The following is a 19,958-nucleotide window of genomic DNA, read 5'->3' as shown; positions in this document are numbered from 1 at the left end:
ACACATCTGTGTGGCCCGCCCCTACAGTCTTCGCTGCTTTATAGCGCTCAGACTCAGTGCTTGGAGACGCTCACAGCGAGCTTCTCCCCTGCTTCAACCGACAGGGACAATGCCAGAGTTTCGGAAGCAATCATGTCCTTCCAGGTCTCGACATCGCTCACGTGATCGGAGGGAACCGTCAGCGTCAGGTCGATGCGGTCCGCAATGTGCAGGCCAGCATTCTTACGCTCATCTTGGACGGCGCGAACGACGTCGCGGGCGTAGCCCTCGGCCTCGAGCTCAGGGGTCAGCTCCGTATCGAGCACCACGAAGGTACCCGAGGGCAGAACATCTGCAACCTGTCCCTCGGCAGCGTCCACGGAGGTAGACACGGAGAACATGTCGCCGGTCAATACCAGCGGCGCCCCATCCAGCTCAACGGAGGCGAAACGGCACTCGCCGTCCACGACCTCCCATTCACCGGACTTTTGAGCCTTGAACAGCTGGCTGGTCAGCTTACGAACCGAGGGATCGAAAGCACGCGGGTTGAGCGCGAGCTCGGTGCGCACACTCAGGCCCGAAGTTTCGGGAGAAGCGAAAACAACGGACTTGACGTTGACCTCGGAGGCAATAAGATCCGCGAAGGGCTCCAGTTCCTTGTGGTGCTCAGAGACAACCTGCAGGGACGCCAAAGGCTGGCGAACACGCAACTGGTGGGTCTTACGCAGAGCGTGAGCAGCGGAGACGACGGAACGAACCTCGTCCATGGCCTCGACAAGCGCAGAGTCAGCCACGGCCTCGGAAATCACGGGGAAGTCCACCAAGTGCACGGACTCCCCGCCCGTCAGACCGCGCCAGATCTCCTCGGAAAGCAACGGCAGCAAGGGAGCTGCCAGCTCCATGAGGGTCACCAAAGCGGTGTAGAGGGCATCGAATGCTGCACTGTCCTCGTCCCAGAAACGCTGGCGCTGAGTACGCACATACCAGTTCGTCAGAACATCCAGGTAGTCACGGATCGCGTCACAGGCACCGGCAACGTCATAGGCGTCCAATGCGCCGCGAGTATCCTCAGCCAAGGAGCGCGTGTGAGCAAGCAGGTAGCGATCCATCTGAGGCAGCGCATCGACAACTGCCTGATCCGATAGGTCAAGGCGCTTGGCCTCGTAGCCCGCTCCCCCGTTGCACGCACCGGCGTACAGCGTGAAGAAGTAGTAGGTGTTCCAAATCGGCAGGAGCACCTGGCGAACCGTGTCACGGATCGACTCTTCCTTAACCATGAGGTTTCCACCGCGCACGACCGGGCTGGACATCAGGAACCAACGCATCGCGTCGGAACCGTACTTGTTGAAGACCTCGGCCACATCCGGGTAGTTACGCAGAGACTTGCTCATCTTCAGACCGTCGTCACCCAGAACAATGCCGTGGGAGACGCAGGAGCGGAACGCTGGGCGATCGAAGAGCGCAGTTGCAAGGACGTGCAGCGTGTAGAACCAGCCGCGCGTCTGACCGATGTACTCGACGATGAAGTCGCCCGGGTAGTGGTTCTCGAACCACTCCTGGTTCTCAAAGGGGTAGTGAACCTGCGCGAAGGGCATGGATCCCGACTCAAACCAGCAGTCAAAGACGTCGGAAATACGGCGCATGGTCGACTTACCCGTCGGATCATCCGGGTTCGGGCGGGTGAGCGAATCAATGAAGGGACGGTGGAAGTCCGTGACCTTCACGCCGAAATCGGCCTCCAACTCTGCAATCGAGCCATAAACATCGGTGCGCGGATAGGCCGGATCATCCGATACCCACACGGGGATCGGCGCACCCCAGAAGCGGTTACGCGAAATCGACCAGTCGCGGCCCCCCTCCAGCCACTTGCCGAAAATACCGTCCTTGATGTGGGCAGGGGTCCACGTGATCTCTTGGTTGAGCTCCACCATGCGATCGCGGATCTCGGTCACGCGCACGAACCACGAGGAGACTGCCTTGTACATGAGAGGCTTGCGGCAGCGCCAGCAGTGCGGGTAGGAGTGCACGTAGGACTTCTCACGCACCAGCACAGCGCGGATTTCGGGCGCGCGGCGCGCAATCGGTCCGCCCTGCTCGCGCAGGTCTGCCACGACGTAGCGGTTTGCGTCAAAAATCTGCATGCCCTCGTAATCGGGGACCTCCGAGGTGAAAACACCGCCCTCATCAATGGGCAGCACCACGCCGATACCGTATTCCATACAGGTCCACATATCGTCTTCACCGAAGGCGGGAGCCTGGTGGACAAGACCGGTACCATCCGTAGTCGTCACGTAGTCAGCGGCAATGATCGACCAGCCGTTCGGGCCGGGGGCACCACCCTCTGCACGGCGCTCGGGAGTATCAAAGAAGTCGTAGATCGGGTGGTAGTGCAGACCGACCAGTTCCGAGCCCTTATAGGTGGCGACGACCTGCGGGTCTTCACCCAGTTCCTTGGCATAAGCGCTGATCAGGTCAGAGGCGATCAGAACACGCTCACCAGCAAGGACACTCTCATGATCTGGCGCAACCTGAACCAGGGCATAGTCGATCTGCGGACCGACAGCAATAGCCGAGTTCGAAGGAAGAGTCCACGGCGTGGTCGTCCAGATCAGTGCCAATTCGGGACGCTCGGAATCTTCGCGCAGCTTCTTTTCCAGACGCAGACCGACGGTAACGGTGTTATCAGTGCGATCCTGATACACATCGTCGTCCATCTTGAGCTCGTGGTTGCTCAAGGGAGTGCGGTCGTGCCAGCAGTACGGCAGAACGCGGTACCCCTGGTAGGCCAGGCCCTTGTCATAAAGCTGCTTGAATGCCCACAAGACCGATTCCGTGTAGGACATATCCAAGGTCTTGTAGTCGTTATCGAAATCGACCCAACGAGCCTGGCGAGTAACGTACTCTTCCCATTCCTTGGTGTAGCGAAGCACGGAGGAACGGCAGGCCGCATTGAAGGCCTCGATGCCGATTCCGCCGGGACGCGTGATTTCGGTGACGTCTTCGATTCCCAGCTGGCGCTGCGCTTCAAGCTCTGCGGGCAGACCGTGGGTATCCCAACCGAAACGGCGCTCAACGTGGTGTCCGAGCATGGTCTGGTAGCGACCGACAACGTCCTTGATGTAGCCAGTCAGCAGGTGACCGTAGTGCGGGAGGCCGTTTGCAAAAGGCGGGCCGTCGTAAAACACGAATTCGTTCTGACCGCCCTTACCGGCGGGACGGCGAGTAATGGATTTACGGAAGGTGTCATCAGCGGCCCAGAAAGCCAGGGTCTGTCCTTCCATCTGAGGGAAGGACGGGCTTGGATCCACTTGCTCATCGCGATGGCGCGGGTAGAAGCCGTGCTTCGTCATGTTTCGTCCTTGTGTCGCAGGTCCACAGGGACGAGGATCAGCGTTGCCGATTCCCGCGGTACCACCCCGCTTGCTACGCGCTGCGTAGCCGCTCATTAACAGCTGTGACGGGCTTACCCGTTCGGTTCTACTGGGGCGCTGTGAATTACCGCGCCCGTTCTTCCGAATGCTCCCCGGTGATTCCTACAGATGTAGCCGGATCAACACCTGTTCCAGTCTACGCAAGTCGTGCACACATGGCATGTTCATCTCGCTGTCGGCACAAAAATGAGATCAGCATCGCGATAGAGTTAACGATGTATGCACAGCCACGCAACAAGGAAGAAGGCACATGGAGATTTCCCGACCTTCGACGGCCGTTACAGCGGTTGTGTGCCTTGCTTTGGTCTGCGCCTACCGCTTTCAAGAGGCATTGACTGCTGCGGGTATCCCGATTTCCCGCATGATTGCAATCTTTTCGGGGATCACCCTTCAGTCTTTACCTTTCTTGGCGATCAGTTCCCTCATTGCCGCTGCGATTGAGGTGTTTCTTTCCCCTCGCCAGCTTGCACGTTTCTTCCCACGAGGCCGCATTGCCGGTTGCGTCGTTGCTTTCGCCTATTCCGCACTTCTTCCCGTCTGCGATTGTTCAACCGTTCCTCTTGTACGTACCCTGCTGCGCAGAGGCGTTCCTCCGCGCACTGTTTTCATCATTCTTTTTGCGGCGCCATCCATCAACCCGCTTGTCTTGTTTTCAACGTGGTACGCCTTTGGCCCGTCACTGAAAGCGGTATCGCTCCGCGTGACGGCAGCCGTCATCTGCACCATGACAATTGCTCTTTTACTCAGCATCCGCATGCCGTCTCTGACGGCGGTTTTGCGTCAGAGCGAGTCGGATGACTCCTGTGAGTGTTCACATGGTTGCGGAGCCCACGCGGCGCACGCTACGCGAGGGCGCTTTTCTTCATTTTCTTCCGCGTCGGCCTCGGCCTTCCTGCGCGTCGTGCCCTATATGTTGATCGGAGCCGCGCTCTCCAGCCTCATCCAAGGGCTTCTCCCTGCTGGGTTTATCACGGGACATACTTCCTCATATGTCTCCATTGCCGTCGCGATGTTGATGGCTTTTGTTCTCTCTCAGTGTTCATCATCCGATGCGATCGTGGCGCGGAGCATGACAAGTTTGCTTCCCCCCGGTGCGCTCATGACCTTCATGCTCATGGGCCCCATGCTTGATGTGAAGAACGTCTTCATGTTGTCAGCCGTTTTCTCGACGCGCTTTACTCTTCGTATCTGCGCAACCATCACCGCAGTTGTTGCGTTGGCCGGTCTTGTCTTGACCTGGTGGGGCTTGGGAGGTGCATTGTGAGAACACGCGCTTTGATCTTTGTCCTGGCTGCAGTGAGCTTAGGCTTCCTATTCCTTTCGAGGCGATGGGTTTATTTCTTCCCGCCTCGTTTCCTTCCGCTCATCATTTTCTTGTGTGTCGTCTTCACTGTGTGGGCCGTTGTCGACCTTTTTGCACGTCGGCAGGAAAAACATACTCACCGAACACGCGCGAATGCGGTATATCTTCTCATCCCAGTCATTGCATGGTCCTTGCCTTTTTCTCTGGCCCCCTCGAGTTTCCTTGGGTCAACGAGCTCCGCGAGTGCTATTTCACCGACGCCCATCCCTTCACCTACAGTTCCTTCTTCCTCAGCGAACTTCAAAGCCGACCATGTCATCGACACAAACAATTACTACGAGAGCGTTATCGACATGGTGACTCACCCCGATCACTGGGACGGCAAAACAATTGAGGTAACTGGCTTCGTTTTACCCAAAGACAAGGCTTCCTCCGAGGCAGGGATGCCGCCATTCGGTCCGGATGACAGCTTCGGCTTATCCCGGATGACCATGTGGTGCTGCGCAGCTGATGCTTACGCCTTAGGTTTTGCCGTGGATAACAAAACCTCATTCACGCCACAGGCTGATCAATGGGTTCGCATCCAAGGAACCTTAGAAGTCCGCAACTCAAAAGCTCTCTATCTGAAGGCAACAAGTATTACGCCGGCCAACCCACCCGATACCCCCTTTGTCTATGAAAAGAAGTAGGGGCGCCCAGACGCCATGACGGCGTCGAGCACCCCTACCGGGAGTTCCTCATTACTTAGACGAGGAATCAGAATTTTGGGAGTCAGAGCTTTGAGAAGAGTTCTCTGCAGCCTTCTTCTTTGCAGTTGAGTCCTCAGACCCCTTCTTGGAGGATCCGTTCTGAGATCCCGGGCCGCCCTGACCACCAGACATGCCTTGTCCACCGGGGCCACCTTGGCCTTGTTGACCACCGGGCATACCCTGCCCGCCAGGGATCCCCTGACCCTGCTGCCCACCAGGCATGCCTTGTCCGCCGGGGCCACCTTGGTCTTGGTGTCCTCTCGGACCACCCTGACCCGGCTGTCCGGGTACTGCCTGCGATTGCTGCGTCGGAGCGGGAGAGGCCACCGAGCTCGTTGCCCAACCTGCACCAAAACCTGCAACCAAGAAAGCTCCTGCCGCACCGGCAGTGACCGCCTTCTTCTTCCAGGAGGGCTTTGCTGAGGCCTCGTGAGAGACAAGCTCATCAGCGGTAATCCACGCGCCTTCATAGGTTCCGTCTTCCTTCTGGTAGGCGACGTTCACATAGGTTGTCTTGTCGGCATGAGCTTCGTGTGCCTGCGCATCCTGGGCCTGTGTATCGATGACTCGAGTCTCGTCCAGGTGATCCTTGTTCATTTCTTCTGCAGTCATTGTTTCTTCCTTTCGAATGGGCATCTGCCCTGTCGTCTTGGTCTTAAGGTATGGATCACCTCTATGTCTGTTTTATGTCGCACCTAAGGTTTTCCTGTGAGAAGAGAAACCTTTTCTATGACACAGCTCACAGAAATTATTTTTGTCCACGCCAACGGCCAAAATTCACTCGGCGATAGCGTGTAGGTACCTCAAAGATGAGGCATCACGGATCAATCCGATGAGTTCATTCCTCTCCCCTTTTAGGACGGACCTCATGTCAACCTCACGTACGGCAGTTCCGCTGACCGAAGCCCAGCGTCGGGCGCGGAAATACGCCACTTTCCTTGCACTCATTGCAACCTTGGGCCCCTTCTTCTACGGATTCGAAGGAATGGTCCTCAACGCCGCAATTAAAGCGGTCGGCACCACCTTCCACCTCGGCCCATTCCTCCAGGGCGTTGCCGGCGCGGCCGGTGTGATCGGCGGCCTCATCGGCGCACTAGGAGCGGGACGCATTTCCGACAAGATCGGCCGCAAGACAACCCTGATGTGGGTTGGTCCCTTCCTTCTCTTCGAAGCACTCCTTGGGCCGCTCTCACCGCTTCTGGGCGCCTTCGGATACCCCTTCCTTCTCCTCACCCGCATTGTCGGCGGCATTGGTTTTGGTGCAGCAACCACCGTTGCCCCCGGTTACGTTGCGGAAATTGCACCGGCTGATATCCGAGGCCGTCTAATTGGCTTCCGTCAGCTGGCCATCATCCTCGGCCTTTTCTTCGCCGGCCTCATCAATATGGGTGTCGTACGCCTGACCGGTGGCGCTGCGAAGCCCGCCTTCTGGGGACTGCAGACCTGGCAGGTGCTTTTCGCATGCCTCATCATCCCCGCTCTTCTCTTCGTGATCTTCACGGCCCAAATCCCCGAGTCGCCTCGTTACCTGGTGTCGGTCGGAAAGACCGCAGAAGCTGAGGCTGTCCTTGCAAAGGTCAGCGGTGAAGACGATCCCGCAGCGCGCGTCAAGGCAATCGCCGTTTCGATGGAAGAAACTGGCGGACGCAAGCTCAGCATTGGCGAAATCTTCTCCTCGAAGTGGCGCGGACTGGTCTTGGTTGGCATGATGATCGCCGCGTTCCAGCAGCTCACGGGCATCAACGGTGTCTTCTTCTACTCGAACTCTCTCTTCGCAGCAGTGGGATTCAACGAATCAATGGCACTGCAGCAGACCCTGCTCATCACGGGCTTCAAGATCGTCGGCGTCGTGTCCGGCATTCTTCTTGTCGACCATGTGGGACGTAAGCGGATGCTCATCTACGGAGGCACCCTGATCTTTGTTTCCCTGGGCGTCGTTGCAACCGTCTTCACCCTGGCACCCGTTGTCGACGGAAAGCCCGACGTTGCAGACAACCCGGCCTTGGCATTCCTTGCCGTCGCAGCGCTGTGCACCTTCCTGCTGGGCTTCACTTCCTCGTGGGGACCGATCTTCTCGATCGTCATGGGCGAAATGTTCCCCAACTCGATTCGCGGTGGCGCAATGTCCATGGCCTCGGGAGCAGACTTCTTCGTCAACTTCCTTGTCGTTTTGCTATTCCCATTCCTGATCTCGTGGTCGCCGGCAGGCACCTACTGGATCTACTGTGCATTCGGTGTCCTGGCAGTCATCTTCACCGCGAAGTACCTGAAGGAAACCACTGGTACCGAACTCGAAGACATGGACAAACTCGCTGCTTCCGAGAAGTGAAAGGACCATCATGTCTGACACATACGAACGCTCCAGTGACATCCCGGATAATGTCCGCAATGTCCTGGTGATCATGACGGACCAGCATCGCACGGATACGATCGGCTGCCTGGGCAACCCTCACGCCCAAACCCCCGTCATTGACGAGATGGGACGCAACGGTTTCGCCTTCACCAATTGCTTTACTCCCACTGCGATCTGCACACCTGCACGCGCCTCACTTCTGACAGGAAAGCGACCCGGAAAGCACCTGGTGCTGGCCAACCCCGAATGGAACATCGCCTACCAGACGATGATTCCCCTTGGGACCTGGACCTACACTCAGGCACTTCGGGACGCGGGCTACAACGTAGGCATCGTCGGAAAGTATCACTGCGGGGCGAACCTCCCCGACAAGTTCGGTGCCGACGACGATACCTACTGGGGTGCAGAAAACCCCGTCGCCAATGAAAAGTACGTCGCGTGGCTCAACGAACACGGGCTTCCGCCAGTTCGCGCACATGACTTCTGGCGAGGAAAGCTCCCCGGCGGCCGCGACGGACACATCATTGCAGCACGCCTCGAGCAACCAGAAGAAGCAACCTTCGAGCGTTTCTTGGCAGATCGCGCCATTGAGAAGCTTCGCGAATATGCGGCCGATTGGAAGGAAAACGGACAGCCTTTCAGCTTGGACGTCCACTTCTTTGGCCCGCACCTCCCCTACTTCCTCCCCGACGAGTGGTTCGACCTGATCGATCCGAACGATGTCACCTTGCCCGAAAACTTCGGTGACTCGCTCATCGGTAAGCCGCAGATCCAGCAGAACTACGCGACCTACTGGTCAACATCGTCCTTCGATAACGATCAGTGGAAGAAGCTCATTGCTGTCTACTGGGGATACGTCGCCATGATCGACTTCGAAATCGGCCGAATCATGGATGTGGCACGCGAGCTGGGCATCCTGGATGACACCGCAGTCTTCTTCTGCGCAGACCACGGAGAATTCACCGGCTCCCACCGCCTCAATGACAAGGGACCGATGATGTACGACGACATCTACAACGTCCCCTTCATCGCACATATCCCCGGTGTTTCCGCGGTGGGCCAATCCGATGCCTTCGTGTCTTTGATCGATCTTCCTGCAACCGTCCTCGATATCGCTGGACTTGACCCGGCATTGGTTGAAGACGGACGTTCGATCGTCGACCTGACGCGAGGCGAGGATGTGCCAGGTTGGCGTGAAGACATCGTCTGCGAATTCCACGGACACCACTTCCCGCTGCAACAGCGAATGCTGCGCACCAAGGAATTCAAGCTCGTCATCTCACCGGAGTCGATCAATGAACTCTACGATTTGAGAGTTGATCCCGCAGAGATGAACAATGTATACACGGTGCCCGTCTACGACGACATTCGCCGTGAACTCGCAACGAACCTATACCTCCAGCTCCGCGAGCGCGGAGACCACTCCTTCGCGAAGTGGATGGCAGCCATGACGGATTTTGATATTCCGCTGGTCAACACCGCTCGAAGCGATCTCGACGAGGTCATGGGTAAGTAACACACCATCGGTGTGGGCCTTCCGGGGCGTGCGGGAGGCCCACACCATACAACATCGAAGGAGAGGACATGGACTACGATCTTCACGCCGCCGTGCCCTCTTTGGAAGATCAGATCACCAGCTATCTTGGTGAAAATCCCCCTTCCTCGCGCTCACAGCTGTGCGAAGCTCTTGAGGTTTCCAGAACAACACTCGGGCGCGCGATCAAAAAACTCATCGATGCTCACGCCGTCATCTCTCTCAAGGGGGATGAACGAAGCGGGGCGGGCCGTCCGTCAACTCTGTTTACATCGGCACGTTTGTGCGCATACTCGGTCGGCATCGTGATTAGCCGAGCCTCTTTCGCCGGGGTTTTACTCAATCGAGGCGGTGATGTCCTGATTGCACAATCAGTACCCGCCTCACGTCCCATCAACTATCTTGAAGCACTCGACGCCATGGGAGCGATGCTCCTCGAGCGCGCACAGGCGCGCGGTATCATCACTGACTACGTCAGTACCATCGGGATTGGTCTGCCCGTCCCCATGGGTTCAAATATTTCCCACTCGCCCCATTCCCCTTACCCCAGCCGTGAAAGCGTTATCGATATCATTTCGCGCCGCTGGAAAGGGAATATCCTCATTGATACAACTGCCCGCCTGTCTGCCCTGAGCGAGGCACTATGGGGAGCGGGTCAGGGATACCCATCAATCCTTTACGTTCGACTATCCAACGGCATTGGCGCCAGCCTGGTGATTTCCTATCGCCTATCGGGTGGAGACTTTGGCTTCACTGGAGAACTGGGGCATATGCGCATTCCGAACGTGCACACCCCATGTACATGCGGGAAAGAGGGGTGTCTAGAAACCCTCGCCTCTATTCCCTCGCTCTGCGCCCAGTGTGATGTCTCGTCTTTGAGCGAATTGGCGACCAAAGTGAACAATCGGGAGTCCCGAACGCTATCGATCCTCGAACACGCGATGGATGCCGTTGGGGCTTGCTGTGCAAACGCTGCTCTTCTCATCAACCCTCGCGCAATCATCGTGGCTGGGGAACTCCCCGAGGCGATCCCCCAGGTCTCCGATATGATTGCCCACGGCCTCGAGAGCGAATTAATTCCCGCAATGAAGTGGCACATCGATGTCGTCCGCGCAGAACTTGGCCCACTTGCTGGGGCCCAGGCCGCGGCCTACGCATCCCAAACCACGGCCTCGTCGATCAAGAAGGAAAGCGAAGGGACACGATGACGCATTCCCCCACCCTTACGCTCCCCTTCTCAGTTGTTGCCAAACCAACGGGAGCCGCTTGCAATCTTGACTGCCAGTACTGCTTCTTCCTTTCGAAAGAACTGCTGTACGACCAAAAACGCCAGACGATGAGTGAAGAAACTCTTGAAACTTACGTCAAGAATTTTCTATCAGCCAGCCTCGACGGAGAAGTCACCATGCTCTGGCAGGGAGGCGAGCCGACTCTGCGCGGCCTCCCTTTTTTCGAACGCCTCATTGAGCTGTGCGAAAAGTATCGTCGTCCCACCCAAGAGGTTCGCCATGCCATCCAAACCAATGGGACACTCGTTACGCCGTCATGGGCCAGTTTTTTCAAGGAAAACAATTTTCTTGTCGGCATCTCCATCGATGGCCCGAAAGAACTCCACGATGCCTATCGTCTGAACCGCGGCGGGCATGGAACTCACTCGATGGTGATTCGCGGGTGGGAACACCTGCGTCACGCCGATGTCGACACCAATATCTTGTGCACGGTCCACGCTGCTAACGAAGACCACGGCCTTGAGGTCTATCGCTATTTCCGTGATGAACTCGGGGCGCAGTACATGCAATTTATCCCCATCGTCGAGCGCGTTCCCAAAGAGCACCTGCGCCAAGCCGAACTCGGGTGGAGAAGTGGAAGCTCGGCACTCCTCTACCGCCAAGACGGAGACTGCGTGACTTCACGTTCCACTTCACCAAAAGGGTACGGAAAGTTCCTCTCCTCAATTTTTGATGAGTGGGTCTGCTCTGACGTGGGCTCCGTCTTCGTACAAGACTTCGATTCCTCGATCTCTGCGCTCTTTGGTTCAGCAAGCGTATGTGTCCACGCGCCATCATGTGGGGCGAATATGGCGATGGAGTTTAACGGAGATGTCTATGCCTGCGATCACTGGGTTGAACCCGAGTGGCTTGTTGGCAACATTGCGCACAGCGATTTCCCAGCCCTTGCAACTTCGGAAAAGATGCGTGCTTTTGATACGAAGAAGCAAGATCTGGACGATGAGTGCTGGAGCTGTCCTTTCCTGCGCTTGTGCTGGGGCGGATGCCCAAAGGACCGTTTCATCGCGACCGATTCTGGTCCTTCACACAATTACCTCTGCCAGGGATACAGGCATTTCTATTCCCACGCTCTCCCCTACTTCAAAGCGATGGCCTTCCTGATCTCGCGCGGTACAAGCGCTGATCAAATCATGGATCCAACCATTGCTCATTCACTGGGACTCACGCCCCCGATCAAGGAGGATCACGGTGCTCATTGAGGCGGCAATCGTCGGCATTGGCATTGGCATTGTTGTTGGAGCGCTGGGTGCTGGTGGCGGAATTCTTTCTGTTCCCGTCTTGGTGTATCTCTTGGGGCAAAATCCGCATCAAGCTGCGACATTGTCGCTCATCATCGTCGGTGCGACCGCATGCGTTTCATTGGTGACCCGCGCGCCCAGCGGCCACGTTGATTGGAAGCACGGAAGCCTTTTTGCCTTCGCGGGGATTGTTGGCACCTGGGGAGGTTCTGCCCTTAATCCTTTGGTCTCAGCACGCACGCTCATGCTGGAGTTTTGTATTCTTCTGGCGTTCGTCGCGGTATTCATGGTGCACAAACAGTTGCGTGCCCGCGCTGATGCCTTCCCTTCGTCGATTGACGAGGCCGCACTTGAGGATTCCCCACGCTCGCTTGCGTCGACCCTAAAGAACGCAGCCTTAGTTGTTCTTCTCGCTAGCGTGACCGGTTTTCTCACCGGTTTCTTTGGTGTCGGTGGGGGTTTCGCTATCGTTCCTGCACTTCATCTTGTTCTGCGCTACCCAATGAAAAAAGCATCAGCAACATCCCTGTTGATCATGCTCATTACAGCAGTGTTTGGCTTGGCTTCACGTGCACTGGGTGGAACCTTGGATATCAGTGCCGAGGCCGGGGTCATGGTTGCGTGCTTCGCTGTGGCCTCGATGTGCGGAGGCGTTGTCGGAGCACGACTTACTCGAAAGGTAAGCTCGACCGCACTAGCTTGGGCATTCATTGTTCTCTTGATCGGAGTGGCAAGCGTGAGCGCTTATGCCACGCTACGCGCATAACTGAGCAAAGTGAGGCAGAAGGATCGCGACCTGCAGCGTCTGTCCTAGGCCTCGGGCGCAGTTCTGGCCACAAGAGTATTCGTCGCCTGAGCAACCGGGCGCACGATCATCGAATCGATATTGACGTGACGTGGTCGCTCGAGGGTCCACACGATCGCCTCGGCGATGTCCTCAGCGATAAGCGGCTGTGCCACCCCCTCGTAGACGCGGTCGGCAGCTTCCTGAGAGCCCAGGCGATTGAGAGAAAATTCTTCAGTCCGCACCATACCTGGGGCAATTTCGATCACGCGAACGGGTTCACCCACCAGTTCTTGGCGCAGGGTATTGGCAATAATGCGTTCAGCGTGCTTAGCTGCAACGTAACCGCCGCCTCCCGGATACGTGTCGTGGGCGGCTGTTGACGTCAGGAAGACGAGGTCCCCTCCCCGCTCGCGCATCGAGGGGAGAAATGCTTGCGTGCAATGCAAAGCGGTGAGGACATTGCGCTCAAACATTGCGCTCCACCTTGCAGGATCTGCCTCGGCGACCCGATCAGCTCCGATAGCTCCGCCGGCGTTATTCACCAGCGCATCAACGGGGCCGCCTTCCAAGACGCGCGCAGCCATCTCTTCCACCTGCGCGCGGTCGCTCAGATCGGCTGCCCAATACTCACAACCAATCTGATCAGCAAGGGCCTCTAGGCGCTCGCGGCGTCGGGCTACGGCAACGACCTGCCATCCATGTTCAGCCAGAAGACGGGCGGTTGCTTCCCCGATTCCACTGGAAGCTCCTGTAACAACGACGCGGCGAGAGGTACTCATGGGGTAACAGTAATATCCCCGGGGGCGCATCGTCTGCGCGCCGCCCGGGGATACTCTTTACATCTCAGCCCTCGGGAAGACCGTAGGCCTTGTGAAGCAGCCAAATCGGGTGAACAACATTCGCACCCGTTGCAGTACGGATCTGCCAACGACAGGTTTCGGTGTCGCACGCTGCAAGCTCGACATTGACCTGCTTGACGAAGTCAAAGACGGGCTTTCCAACCGCCTGAGCGATCGCGTACTTTTCTTTCTTCATTCCGTAGGTTCCCGCAATGCCACAGCAGGGCTGTTGGGATTCCTTCACCGTCACACCGGGGATCAGGCTCATCAGCTCAACGGCGGGCATACCCAGTCCTTGAGACTTGAGCTGGCAGGGTGCGTGGTACGGAATGGTGACATCGATTCGCTGCATATCCATGTCAAGCTCCCCGCGATCATAAAGATCAATAAGGAACTCGCAGATATCCCAGGTACGCGAGGAAACATCGCGGAGCTCAGGGGTGTCCATTCCCAAAATATCGTGAGCTTCGTGACGGAGCATGCCACCACACGAACCTGAGGAGGAAATGATCGGCGCATCGCGGTTAGCCTTGCGCAAATCGTTCGTCAGGCGAGAGACATACTTTCGCGACTCGTCGTAGAGGCCGTTGGACTGAAGAGCCAAACCACAGCAGCCGTGGTGCGGGACCAGAACTTCGTAGCCCAGGTGCTCCAAAACCAAGACGGAGTGGATAGAGGTTTCGACCTCAAAGTATTGGCCGGCGCATCCGTGGAAGAAGATGACCTGTCCCTTTGTTCCTGACTCAGGAAGCGGGGTGTGCTTCTTGAACCAGCTTTCAAAAGTACGTCCATATGCGCGGGGCATGGGAGCGTTGCGGTCAACACCGATGACCTTTTCCATCGCGACACGAATCGGCTTCACGTCCAGTGCCCAGTTTGCAATGGGGGCAAAAGGAGTCATGACAGAGCCGATCAGGCCGGTACGACCAATCAGCTGGTCACGAAGCGGGATTCCCTGCTTCCTCTTCATGTCGGTACGCGCATGGTGGATCATCTCAGTGACCTTCACTCCCTGCGGGCATACCAGCGAGCAGGTACCGCATGAGGAGCAGTAGTCAATCGAGTGGTCGACAATGTGGCCATCTTTGCGATAGCGCTCAGACTGCGGTCCAGAGTACTTGGGGCCAGCGAAAAGATCTGTCACGCGCATGACCGGGCATTGCGTTTCGCAGATCGTGCACTTCACACAGGCATCCAGGGTTGATCGAAGGCCAAATTCGCCTCCGTTAATCCCCAGAACGTCACTTTCTTCGACGCTGGGTGCCATTTCCAGGCTCATTGAAGTTCCTCCACAATCGAATCCGCTGCGCGCAGCGCGCTTGCCAGTGCAATTCCGTCACCGGACTTTTCCTTCCAACGGGTTGCACCGCTCAGGTTTCCGCCGGCAGCATACACATTGGTGTAGACGGGGCCTGCGCCCGGAGTGCACACACGCATATGCTCATCAACATCAAAGCCAACCTTGAAAAGAGGCTGTTCGCTTCCCCAAAAATCACCATTCAGCAAGGTGGTATCGACTCCGGTCAGCGGAAGTCGCATCACGGTATCGCTGACGTTACCGTAAGAATCAATCTCCAGAGCACCGGACTCAAAACCACCGGCTGCAAGGATCAGAGTCTTTGTTTCAATGGTGCGTGGGTGTCCCGCGGTTGAAACGGTCACGCTGCGCAGTCGGTCGCCATCGGCCTCGTAAGAAACTAACGACGATCCCAGCATGACGCGGCAGTTTGCCTTCGCAATCTCGGTGAGCTCCTGATTGAGGCGCATTCCGGGAACCGACGGCGGCTGCAGAATGATTTCAAAGACGGGATGACCAAGCATTTCCTGGATGTCTTTCCAAGCAGTCGGATCATTGAGCCCGAGCACGGCAGGAAGACCAACCGTTTCACCGGGGCGAACGACCTGCTTGAGCAGTTCAACCAAGCGAACACGGTTTTCTTTCAGATCGAGCGCACGGGCAAAGTTAGTTCCCGTCGTATCGCGTTCTTCACCGCGGACGTCCAAATCGACGTATGCAGATCGCGCCGAGATCGGATTACCGTTTACGTCCTTTTGCAAGCGCAGATTCTCTGCTGCCAGTGCCGGGTAGAAGTCCTTGAGTCGGTTGAAACCAACGATCAGGAATTCCTGGCCAACTGGAATTCCAGCCTCCATCGAAGGCTGATACAACGCAGTGGGACGCAGAGCGCCCAGTGCAGTTGGGATGCGAACGTTATGGTCAAGCGATCCGACAAGGCGTTCAGGGCCAAGAAGCTCACGGATCCATTCGAAGGATTGAGCGACCGAATCCACACCAAGTCGAGCGTAGGGGTGCTCCGGACGTTCATTGGCCAGATTCTCAATGGCCTCGAGGGGATGCTGAACGAACTCTGGGGCGTATCCAAGGGCGTCGATTGTTCCCTGTCCCAGTTGAAGTCCACCGATTCCCTTGGTGACAAGAGTGACCTTTGCTCCGCGTTGTGCCAGTCGGATGCTGGCAGCAAGACCGGCAAGGCCCGCTCCGATAACGACTGCGTCACGCATGAGTATGACCTTCCTTCTCTTCCCCAGCTGCGGGGTTTTCTTCCTCGCCTTCAAGGGCATCCCAGTATTCACATTCACGCGGAACCGCGTTGGGGACGGTCGGCAAATGCTCGACGTCGAGGGTTCCTTCGTGGATCCAGTTGTCCAAGGCCGCCTGGCGCGCCTGCTTTCCGAAGAGGATCGGCCACAAACCAATCCAACGATTCTTCAGGAACAAACGAAGCAACTCGTTCGCACGAGGAGCATCAATATCGCCGCGTTCATGCGCAATTCCTGCGCTGCGCTGCGAGCAGAAGCCACCTTGGCAGGGTCCCATTCCCAGGCGAATCTGACGACGGACGTCATCAAGCTGGCCGCCGGGAAGTGCATCCATGGTGCGTTCAAGCATTTCGCGGGTGACCAATTCACACTCACAGATGATCTCTTCACTGGAAGGTGACTTTCCGTGGTGTTCGACTTCGTCGAGGCGGTGGCCGATGTAGTAGTTCGACTTTCCTTCTGCCTCGGGAACAGCTTCTTCCGCTGTACGACAGGGACGTTCCTCGCCCATCTGCTGACACATGATGTCAACAATGCGTTCTGCCATGAGGCGGTAGGTCGTGAGCTTACCGCCGGCAATCGTCAAGATGCCATCGACGCCGTCGCGGTTGAGGTGGTCGACAACATGCATTCCACGTGCCATGTGGCGGGTATCCGTTTCGGAGACACGACTGTCCTTAATCAGCGGCCGCGCACCTGCCCATGCGTGAAGAGCACGCGATTGGCGGAAGCCAGGAATCAATGCTTCACCGGCATCAAGCATTTGCTGAACTTGGTCGGCAAGAATCGGAAGTTTATCCGGATCCTCAGCCTTAAGGTCCGTCGTACCGATGATGCACACCGGGTGAACCGGAACCAAGATGTCGCCATCTGCAGGCCAGATACAGCGGTTAATAACCGTTTGAGAGAGGCGGTGATTCATTGCAATCATGATGCCTGCGCCGGGGACAACCTCAACGCCATGACAGTCAGCAAGAGCAGCGATCTGTCCCGCCCAGGGACCGCCGCAGTTCAAAACGAAGGAGCAATCGATACGGATGTCTTCACCGCTTCGTTCATCGCGCGCAAAAACCGCTTCAATGCGATCCTCCGATCGCTGAATTCCGGTTGCCCGCGTGTAGGTAAGGATCTCAGCACCGTAGGCAATAGCGGAGCGAGCTGCGCCCCACGTCATACGCCAACCGTCAACGGTTCCATCTTCAACCGCGAAGGCCCTCTTGAGGTGGGGGTCCAGTCGAGGTTCACGGCGCAGGGCCTCGGCGGGGGAAATCTCTTCGGCGGGAACGCGAGCCGCCCTAGCGCGCTCGAGGAAGTGGTCGGCGTATTCCTCATCATCTGCAGATGTCGTGACGAAAAGGCCGCCTGTCCTTTCAACGGCATCGGCATTAATACGCGAGACAATTGCGTTCTCTTCAGCGCATTCAGTCGCAGATTCCGGGTCGGATGCGATATAGCGTCCACCGGAGTGGAGCAGGCCGTGGTAGCGACCTGAGGTTCCTTGAGCCATATCGGCTCGGTCAAGAAGTATTGCGCGGAATCCGCGCATTGCCACATCGCGGACAACGCCGGCGCCGGTTGAGCCGCCGCCAATGACTACGACATCGGTCTCCATCGTCCTCATAGCGTTCGCTGTTCCTTAATTCTGTTTGAGCTTATGTACCACTTAAATCATTACTCTTTTAACGCCTCTGCACATCCGCCCACACCGTTTTGCACATATGTGCAGACGGGGGTATTTACCATGTAATCATTCGCAGGAAACTTAGGTATCCCTAAACATTAGGGGTGCAATCGCACGTCCGAGCAACGTACAGTGTCCCTATGACTGAGACCCAGAGCTACCGCCCTCAAGACGATTTCTACCGCTTCATCAACGGCCAATGGCTTGCCACCCACAAGATTCCTGCAGATCGCCCGATGGACGGCATCTTCAACCAGCTCCACGATCAATCTGAGCTATGGGAAAAGGAGATTGCCGAGGATGCGAGCTTAGGCAAAATCCCAGGACACAATGCAGAATTAATCGCCCATCTCTACGGCACCTTCATGGATGAAGAAGCTGTCGAGACCGCAGGCTACTCCCCTATTGCAGGAAAGCTTGAGCGTCTGCGCTCCGTGAGTACACACCTCGAACTCGCACGCTTAATGGGGACTTTCCGCTACGAAGGCATTGGAGGCCTCTTCGGGAGCTATGTCGGCACCGATGCCCACAACTCCAGCCAACACCAATTGGATATTTACCAGAGCGGCATTTCACTTCCCGACGAGGCCTACTACCGCGAGGAGCAGCATCGCCCAATCCTCGAGGCCTGGGAGGCCTACGTTGCCACCCTCTTCACCCTTGTCGGAATTGATCAGGAGCAGGCAGCTGAACATGCACGCGCCGTGAAAGAACTGGAAACGCAGATTGCGTCCTTCCATCGCGATGCAGTCTCGAACCGCGACCCACTCTTGGCTGATCACCCCATGACATGGAAGGAACTGTGCAGCTCTTATCCCTCATTCCCCTGGGAAGAGTGGGCCGTATCCGCGCATCTTCCCATCGATAAGGTCGATACTCTCAACGTCTCCCAGCCAGAATTCCTTGAACATGCAACCACGCTCTGGTCTCAAACGGATCTTGAAACACTGAAGCTGTGGATGGAACATTCGCTCATCGATGAATACGCGATGCTGTTGTCGAGTGAGTTTATTGAGGCATCTTTCAACTTCCACGGTCGAGCTCTTTCAGGAACCGAGGAACTTCGCCCCCGCTGGAAGCGTGGACTTTCCCTGGTATCTTCTCTCCTGGGCGAGGCCATGGGTGAAATTTGGGTGTCGCGCCACTTCCCTCCTGAAAACAAGGCCACTATGGACGAGCTCGTCCATTCTCTTCTTAAGGCTTACCACCAGGCCCTGTCCACATGCGATTGGATGGGTGAAGAAACGCGAGCAGCAGCTCTCAAGAAACTTTCAACTTTCACCCCGAAGATTGGCTACCCCGACCGTTGGATCGACTATTCTCCACTGAGCGTGGAGTCCCTTTCCCTCGTTGATACTGTCGAGGCCGCGACGAGGTTCCACGTTCAACGCCGCTGGGATAAGTTGGGTGGCCCTGTCGATCGCACTGAATGGCACATGACGCCTCAAACGGTCAATGCCTACTACGACCCAACGATGAACGAAATTGTTTTCCCCGCGGCCATTCTTCAAGCGCCCTTCTTTGATCCAAAGGCTGACGATGCATCGAATTTCGGTGCAATCGGTGCGATTATCGGTCATGAGATTGGACATGGATTCGATGACCAAGGTTCGCGTTTCGATGCAGAGGGAAATCTGGAGAACTGGTGGACTGAGGAGGACCGTGCTCGTTTCGAAGAACGCACAAAGCGCCTGATCGAACAATACGATGCTCTGACCCCACGTGATCTTGAGGGCGAGGAGCCTGCGCTCCACGTTAATGGAGCATTAACTCTGGGCGAAAATATTGGAGATCTCGCCGGTCTTTCTATTGCCTGGCAGGCCTACGTCTCTCGTTTGAACAAAAAGGGAATAACACCAGAAACTGCCCCTGTGATCGACGGATTAACCGCGGCGCAGCGCTTCTTCGCTTCTTGGGCACGCGGGTGGAGGACCGCTATCCGACGCGAATTTGCCAAACAGCTCCTGAGTATTGACCCGCACTCCCCCGCAGAATTCCGTTGCAATCAAGTTGTCGCAAACATGGATTCCTTTGCCGAGGCCTATGATCTGGCACCCGATGATGCTCTGTGGATTGCCCCCAACGAACGCGTTCATATTTGGTAGCCAGGACAACTGACTTTTCATTTCGTCACAACAATGCAACAGATGGCGCGGCAAGGTTCGCACCATCGGCGTAAACATGCAAAAATAAACACGTTTACGCGCAGCATG

The 19,958-nt window shown here is 56.8% G+C and carries 14 protein-coding genes; 8 read left to right on the top strand and 6 right to left on the bottom strand.

Features of this window, described 5'->3' with window-relative positions; genetic code table 11:
• Positions 1-53: 53 nt before the first annotated feature.
• Positions 54-3,329: an isoleucine--tRNA ligase gene (ileS, locus tag QZR18_RS04225; protein ID WP_295910424.1), complete on the bottom strand. Its 3,276-nt coding sequence runs from the start codon at positions 3,327-3,329 to the stop codon at positions 54-56.
• Between the two features lie 331 nt (positions 3,330-3,660).
• Here ileS and QZR18_RS04220 point away from each other — a divergent pair, with 331 nt between their 5' ends.
• On the top strand, positions 3,661-4,674 hold the full coding sequence (locus QZR18_RS04220) for a permease (protein ID WP_178706928.1): 1,014 nt from the start codon (positions 3,661-3,663) through the stop codon (positions 4,672-4,674).
• Positions 4,671-5,402: a TIGR03943 family putative permease subunit gene (locus QZR18_RS04215; RefSeq protein ID WP_178706931.1), complete on the top strand. Its 732-nt coding sequence runs from the start codon at positions 4,671-4,673 to the stop codon at positions 5,400-5,402. Before QZR18_RS04220 ends, QZR18_RS04215 begins: the two co-directional genes overlap by 4 nt.
• 51 nt (positions 5,403-5,453) lie before the next feature.
• On the opposite strand, the gene QZR18_RS04210 is transcribed toward QZR18_RS04215, so the two are convergent.
• Entirely contained in the window at positions 5,454-6,074 is a 621-nt protein-coding gene (locus tag QZR18_RS04210; protein WP_178706934.1) for a hypothetical protein, read from the bottom strand.
• A gap of 256 nt (positions 6,075-6,330) precedes the next feature.
• On the opposite strand from QZR18_RS04210, the gene QZR18_RS04205 reads away from it, so the two are divergent.
• The 5 genes from QZR18_RS04205 to QZR18_RS04185 all read left to right on the top strand — a co-directional run bounded on the left by QZR18_RS04205 (position 6,331) and on the right by QZR18_RS04185 (position 12,642).
• Positions 6,331-7,791, top strand: a complete 1,461-nt coding sequence (locus tag QZR18_RS04205) for a sugar porter family MFS transporter (protein ID WP_178706937.1) — start codon at positions 6,331-6,333, stop codon at positions 7,789-7,791.
• Positions 7,792-7,801: 10 nt separating this feature from the next.
• Positions 7,802-9,331: a sulfatase-like hydrolase/transferase gene (locus QZR18_RS04200; protein WP_009748030.1), complete on the top strand. Its 1,530-nt coding sequence runs from the start codon at positions 7,802-7,804 to the stop codon at positions 9,329-9,331.
• A 68-nt stretch (positions 9,332-9,399) separates the two neighbouring features.
• Positions 9,400-10,557 carry an ROK family transcriptional regulator gene (locus tag QZR18_RS04195; RefSeq protein WP_178706940.1) on the top strand — a complete coding sequence of 386 codons (1,158 nt, stop codon included), beginning with the start codon at positions 9,400-9,402 and terminating at the stop codon, positions 10,555-10,557.
• Positions 10,554-11,837 (top strand): anaerobic sulfatase maturase, encoded by a 1,284-nt coding sequence (locus tag QZR18_RS04190; protein ID WP_178706943.1) that lies wholly within the window; start codon positions 10,554-10,556, stop codon positions 11,835-11,837. Before QZR18_RS04195 ends, QZR18_RS04190 begins: the two co-directional genes overlap by 4 nt.
• Positions 11,827-12,642, top strand: coding sequence for a sulfite exporter TauE/SafE family protein (locus tag QZR18_RS04185; protein ID WP_178706946.1), 816 nt, complete (start codon positions 11,827-11,829; stop codon positions 12,640-12,642). Before QZR18_RS04190 ends, QZR18_RS04185 begins: the two co-directional genes overlap by 11 nt.
• A 44-nt stretch (positions 12,643-12,686) precedes the next feature.
• Here the strand turns inward: QZR18_RS04185 and QZR18_RS04180 are convergent, their stop codons facing one another.
• From QZR18_RS04180 to glpA, 4 genes are all read right to left on the bottom strand, one after another.
• Positions 12,687-13,442, bottom strand: a complete 756-nt coding sequence (locus tag QZR18_RS04180; protein ID WP_178706949.1) for an SDR family NAD(P)-dependent oxidoreductase — start codon at positions 13,440-13,442, stop codon at positions 12,687-12,689.
• A gap of 64 nt (positions 13,443-13,506) precedes the next feature.
• Complete coding sequence (locus tag QZR18_RS04175; RefSeq protein ID WP_178706952.1) at positions 13,507-14,781, bottom strand: anaerobic glycerol-3-phosphate dehydrogenase subunit C; 1,275 nt, start codon at positions 14,779-14,781, stop codon at positions 13,507-13,509.
• Positions 14,778-16,025 carry a glycerol-3-phosphate dehydrogenase subunit GlpB gene (gene glpB / locus QZR18_RS04170; RefSeq protein WP_178706955.1) on the bottom strand — a complete coding sequence of 416 codons (1,248 nt, stop codon included), beginning with the start codon at positions 16,023-16,025 and terminating at the stop codon, positions 14,778-14,780. The genes QZR18_RS04175 and glpB overlap by 4 nt, the downstream gene beginning before the upstream one ends.
• Positions 16,018-17,685 carry an anaerobic glycerol-3-phosphate dehydrogenase subunit GlpA gene (gene glpA / locus QZR18_RS04165; RefSeq protein WP_178706958.1) on the bottom strand — a complete coding sequence of 556 codons (1,668 nt, stop codon included), beginning with the start codon at positions 17,683-17,685 and terminating at the stop codon, positions 16,018-16,020. The genes glpB and glpA overlap by 8 nt, the downstream gene beginning before the upstream one ends.
• A gap of 200 nt (positions 17,686-17,885) precedes the next feature.
• Between glpA and QZR18_RS04160 the strand changes: the two genes are divergently transcribed.
• Positions 17,886-19,850, top strand: a complete 1,965-nt coding sequence (locus QZR18_RS04160; RefSeq protein WP_178706961.1) for a M13 family metallopeptidase — start codon at positions 17,886-17,888, stop codon at positions 19,848-19,850.
• Positions 19,851-19,958: the final 108 nt, after the last annotated feature.

Origin of the sequence: uncultured Actinomyces sp., assembly GCA_900541895.1 — a bacterium.
Taxonomy (GTDB): Bacteria; Actinomycetota; Actinomycetes; order Actinomycetales; family Actinomycetaceae; genus Pauljensenia.
The sequence above is the reverse complement of the archived record's forward strand: the minus strand, read 5'-3'. Positions and strand labels throughout refer to the sequence as shown.

What these genes read in the sequence shown, in the direction of transcription:
- ileS (WP_295910424.1), bottom strand. Translation starts at nt 3,329, where the DNA reads ATGACGAAGCACGGCTTCTACCCGCGCCATCGCGATGAGCAAGTGGAT.
- QZR18_RS04220 (WP_178706928.1), top strand. Translation starts at nt 3,661, where the DNA reads ATGGAGATTTCCCGACCTTCGACGGCCGTTACAGCGGTTGTGTGCCTT.
- QZR18_RS04210 (WP_178706934.1), bottom strand. Translation starts at nt 6,074, where the DNA reads ATGACTGCAGAAGAAATGAACAAGGATCACCTGGACGAGACTCGAGTC.
- QZR18_RS04205 (WP_178706937.1), top strand. Translation starts at nt 6,331, where the DNA reads ATGTCAACCTCACGTACGGCAGTTCCGCTGACCGAAGCCCAGCGTCGG.
- QZR18_RS04200 (WP_009748030.1), top strand. Translation starts at nt 7,802, where the DNA reads ATGTCTGACACATACGAACGCTCCAGTGACATCCCGGATAATGTCCGC.
- QZR18_RS04195 (WP_178706940.1), top strand. Translation starts at nt 9,400, where the DNA reads ATGGACTACGATCTTCACGCCGCCGTGCCCTCTTTGGAAGATCAGATC.
- QZR18_RS04190 (WP_178706943.1), top strand. Translation starts at nt 10,554, where the DNA reads ATGACGCATTCCCCCACCCTTACGCTCCCCTTCTCAGTTGTTGCCAAA.
- QZR18_RS04180 (WP_178706949.1), bottom strand. Translation starts at nt 13,442, where the DNA reads ATGAGTACCTCTCGCCGCGTCGTTGTTACAGGAGCTTCCAGTGGAATC.
- QZR18_RS04175 (WP_178706952.1), bottom strand. Translation starts at nt 14,781, where the DNA reads ATGAGCCTGGAAATGGCACCCAGCGTCGAAGAAAGTGACGTTCTGGGG.
- glpB (WP_178706955.1), bottom strand. Translation starts at nt 16,025, where the DNA reads ATGCGTGACGCAGTCGTTATCGGAGCGGGCCTTGCCGGTCTTGCTGCC.
- glpA (WP_178706958.1), bottom strand. Translation starts at nt 17,685, where the DNA reads ATGAGGACGATGGAGACCGATGTCGTAGTCATTGGCGGCGGCTCAACC.
- QZR18_RS04160 (WP_178706961.1), top strand. Translation starts at nt 17,886, where the DNA reads ATGACTGAGACCCAGAGCTACCGCCCTCAAGACGATTTCTACCGCTTC.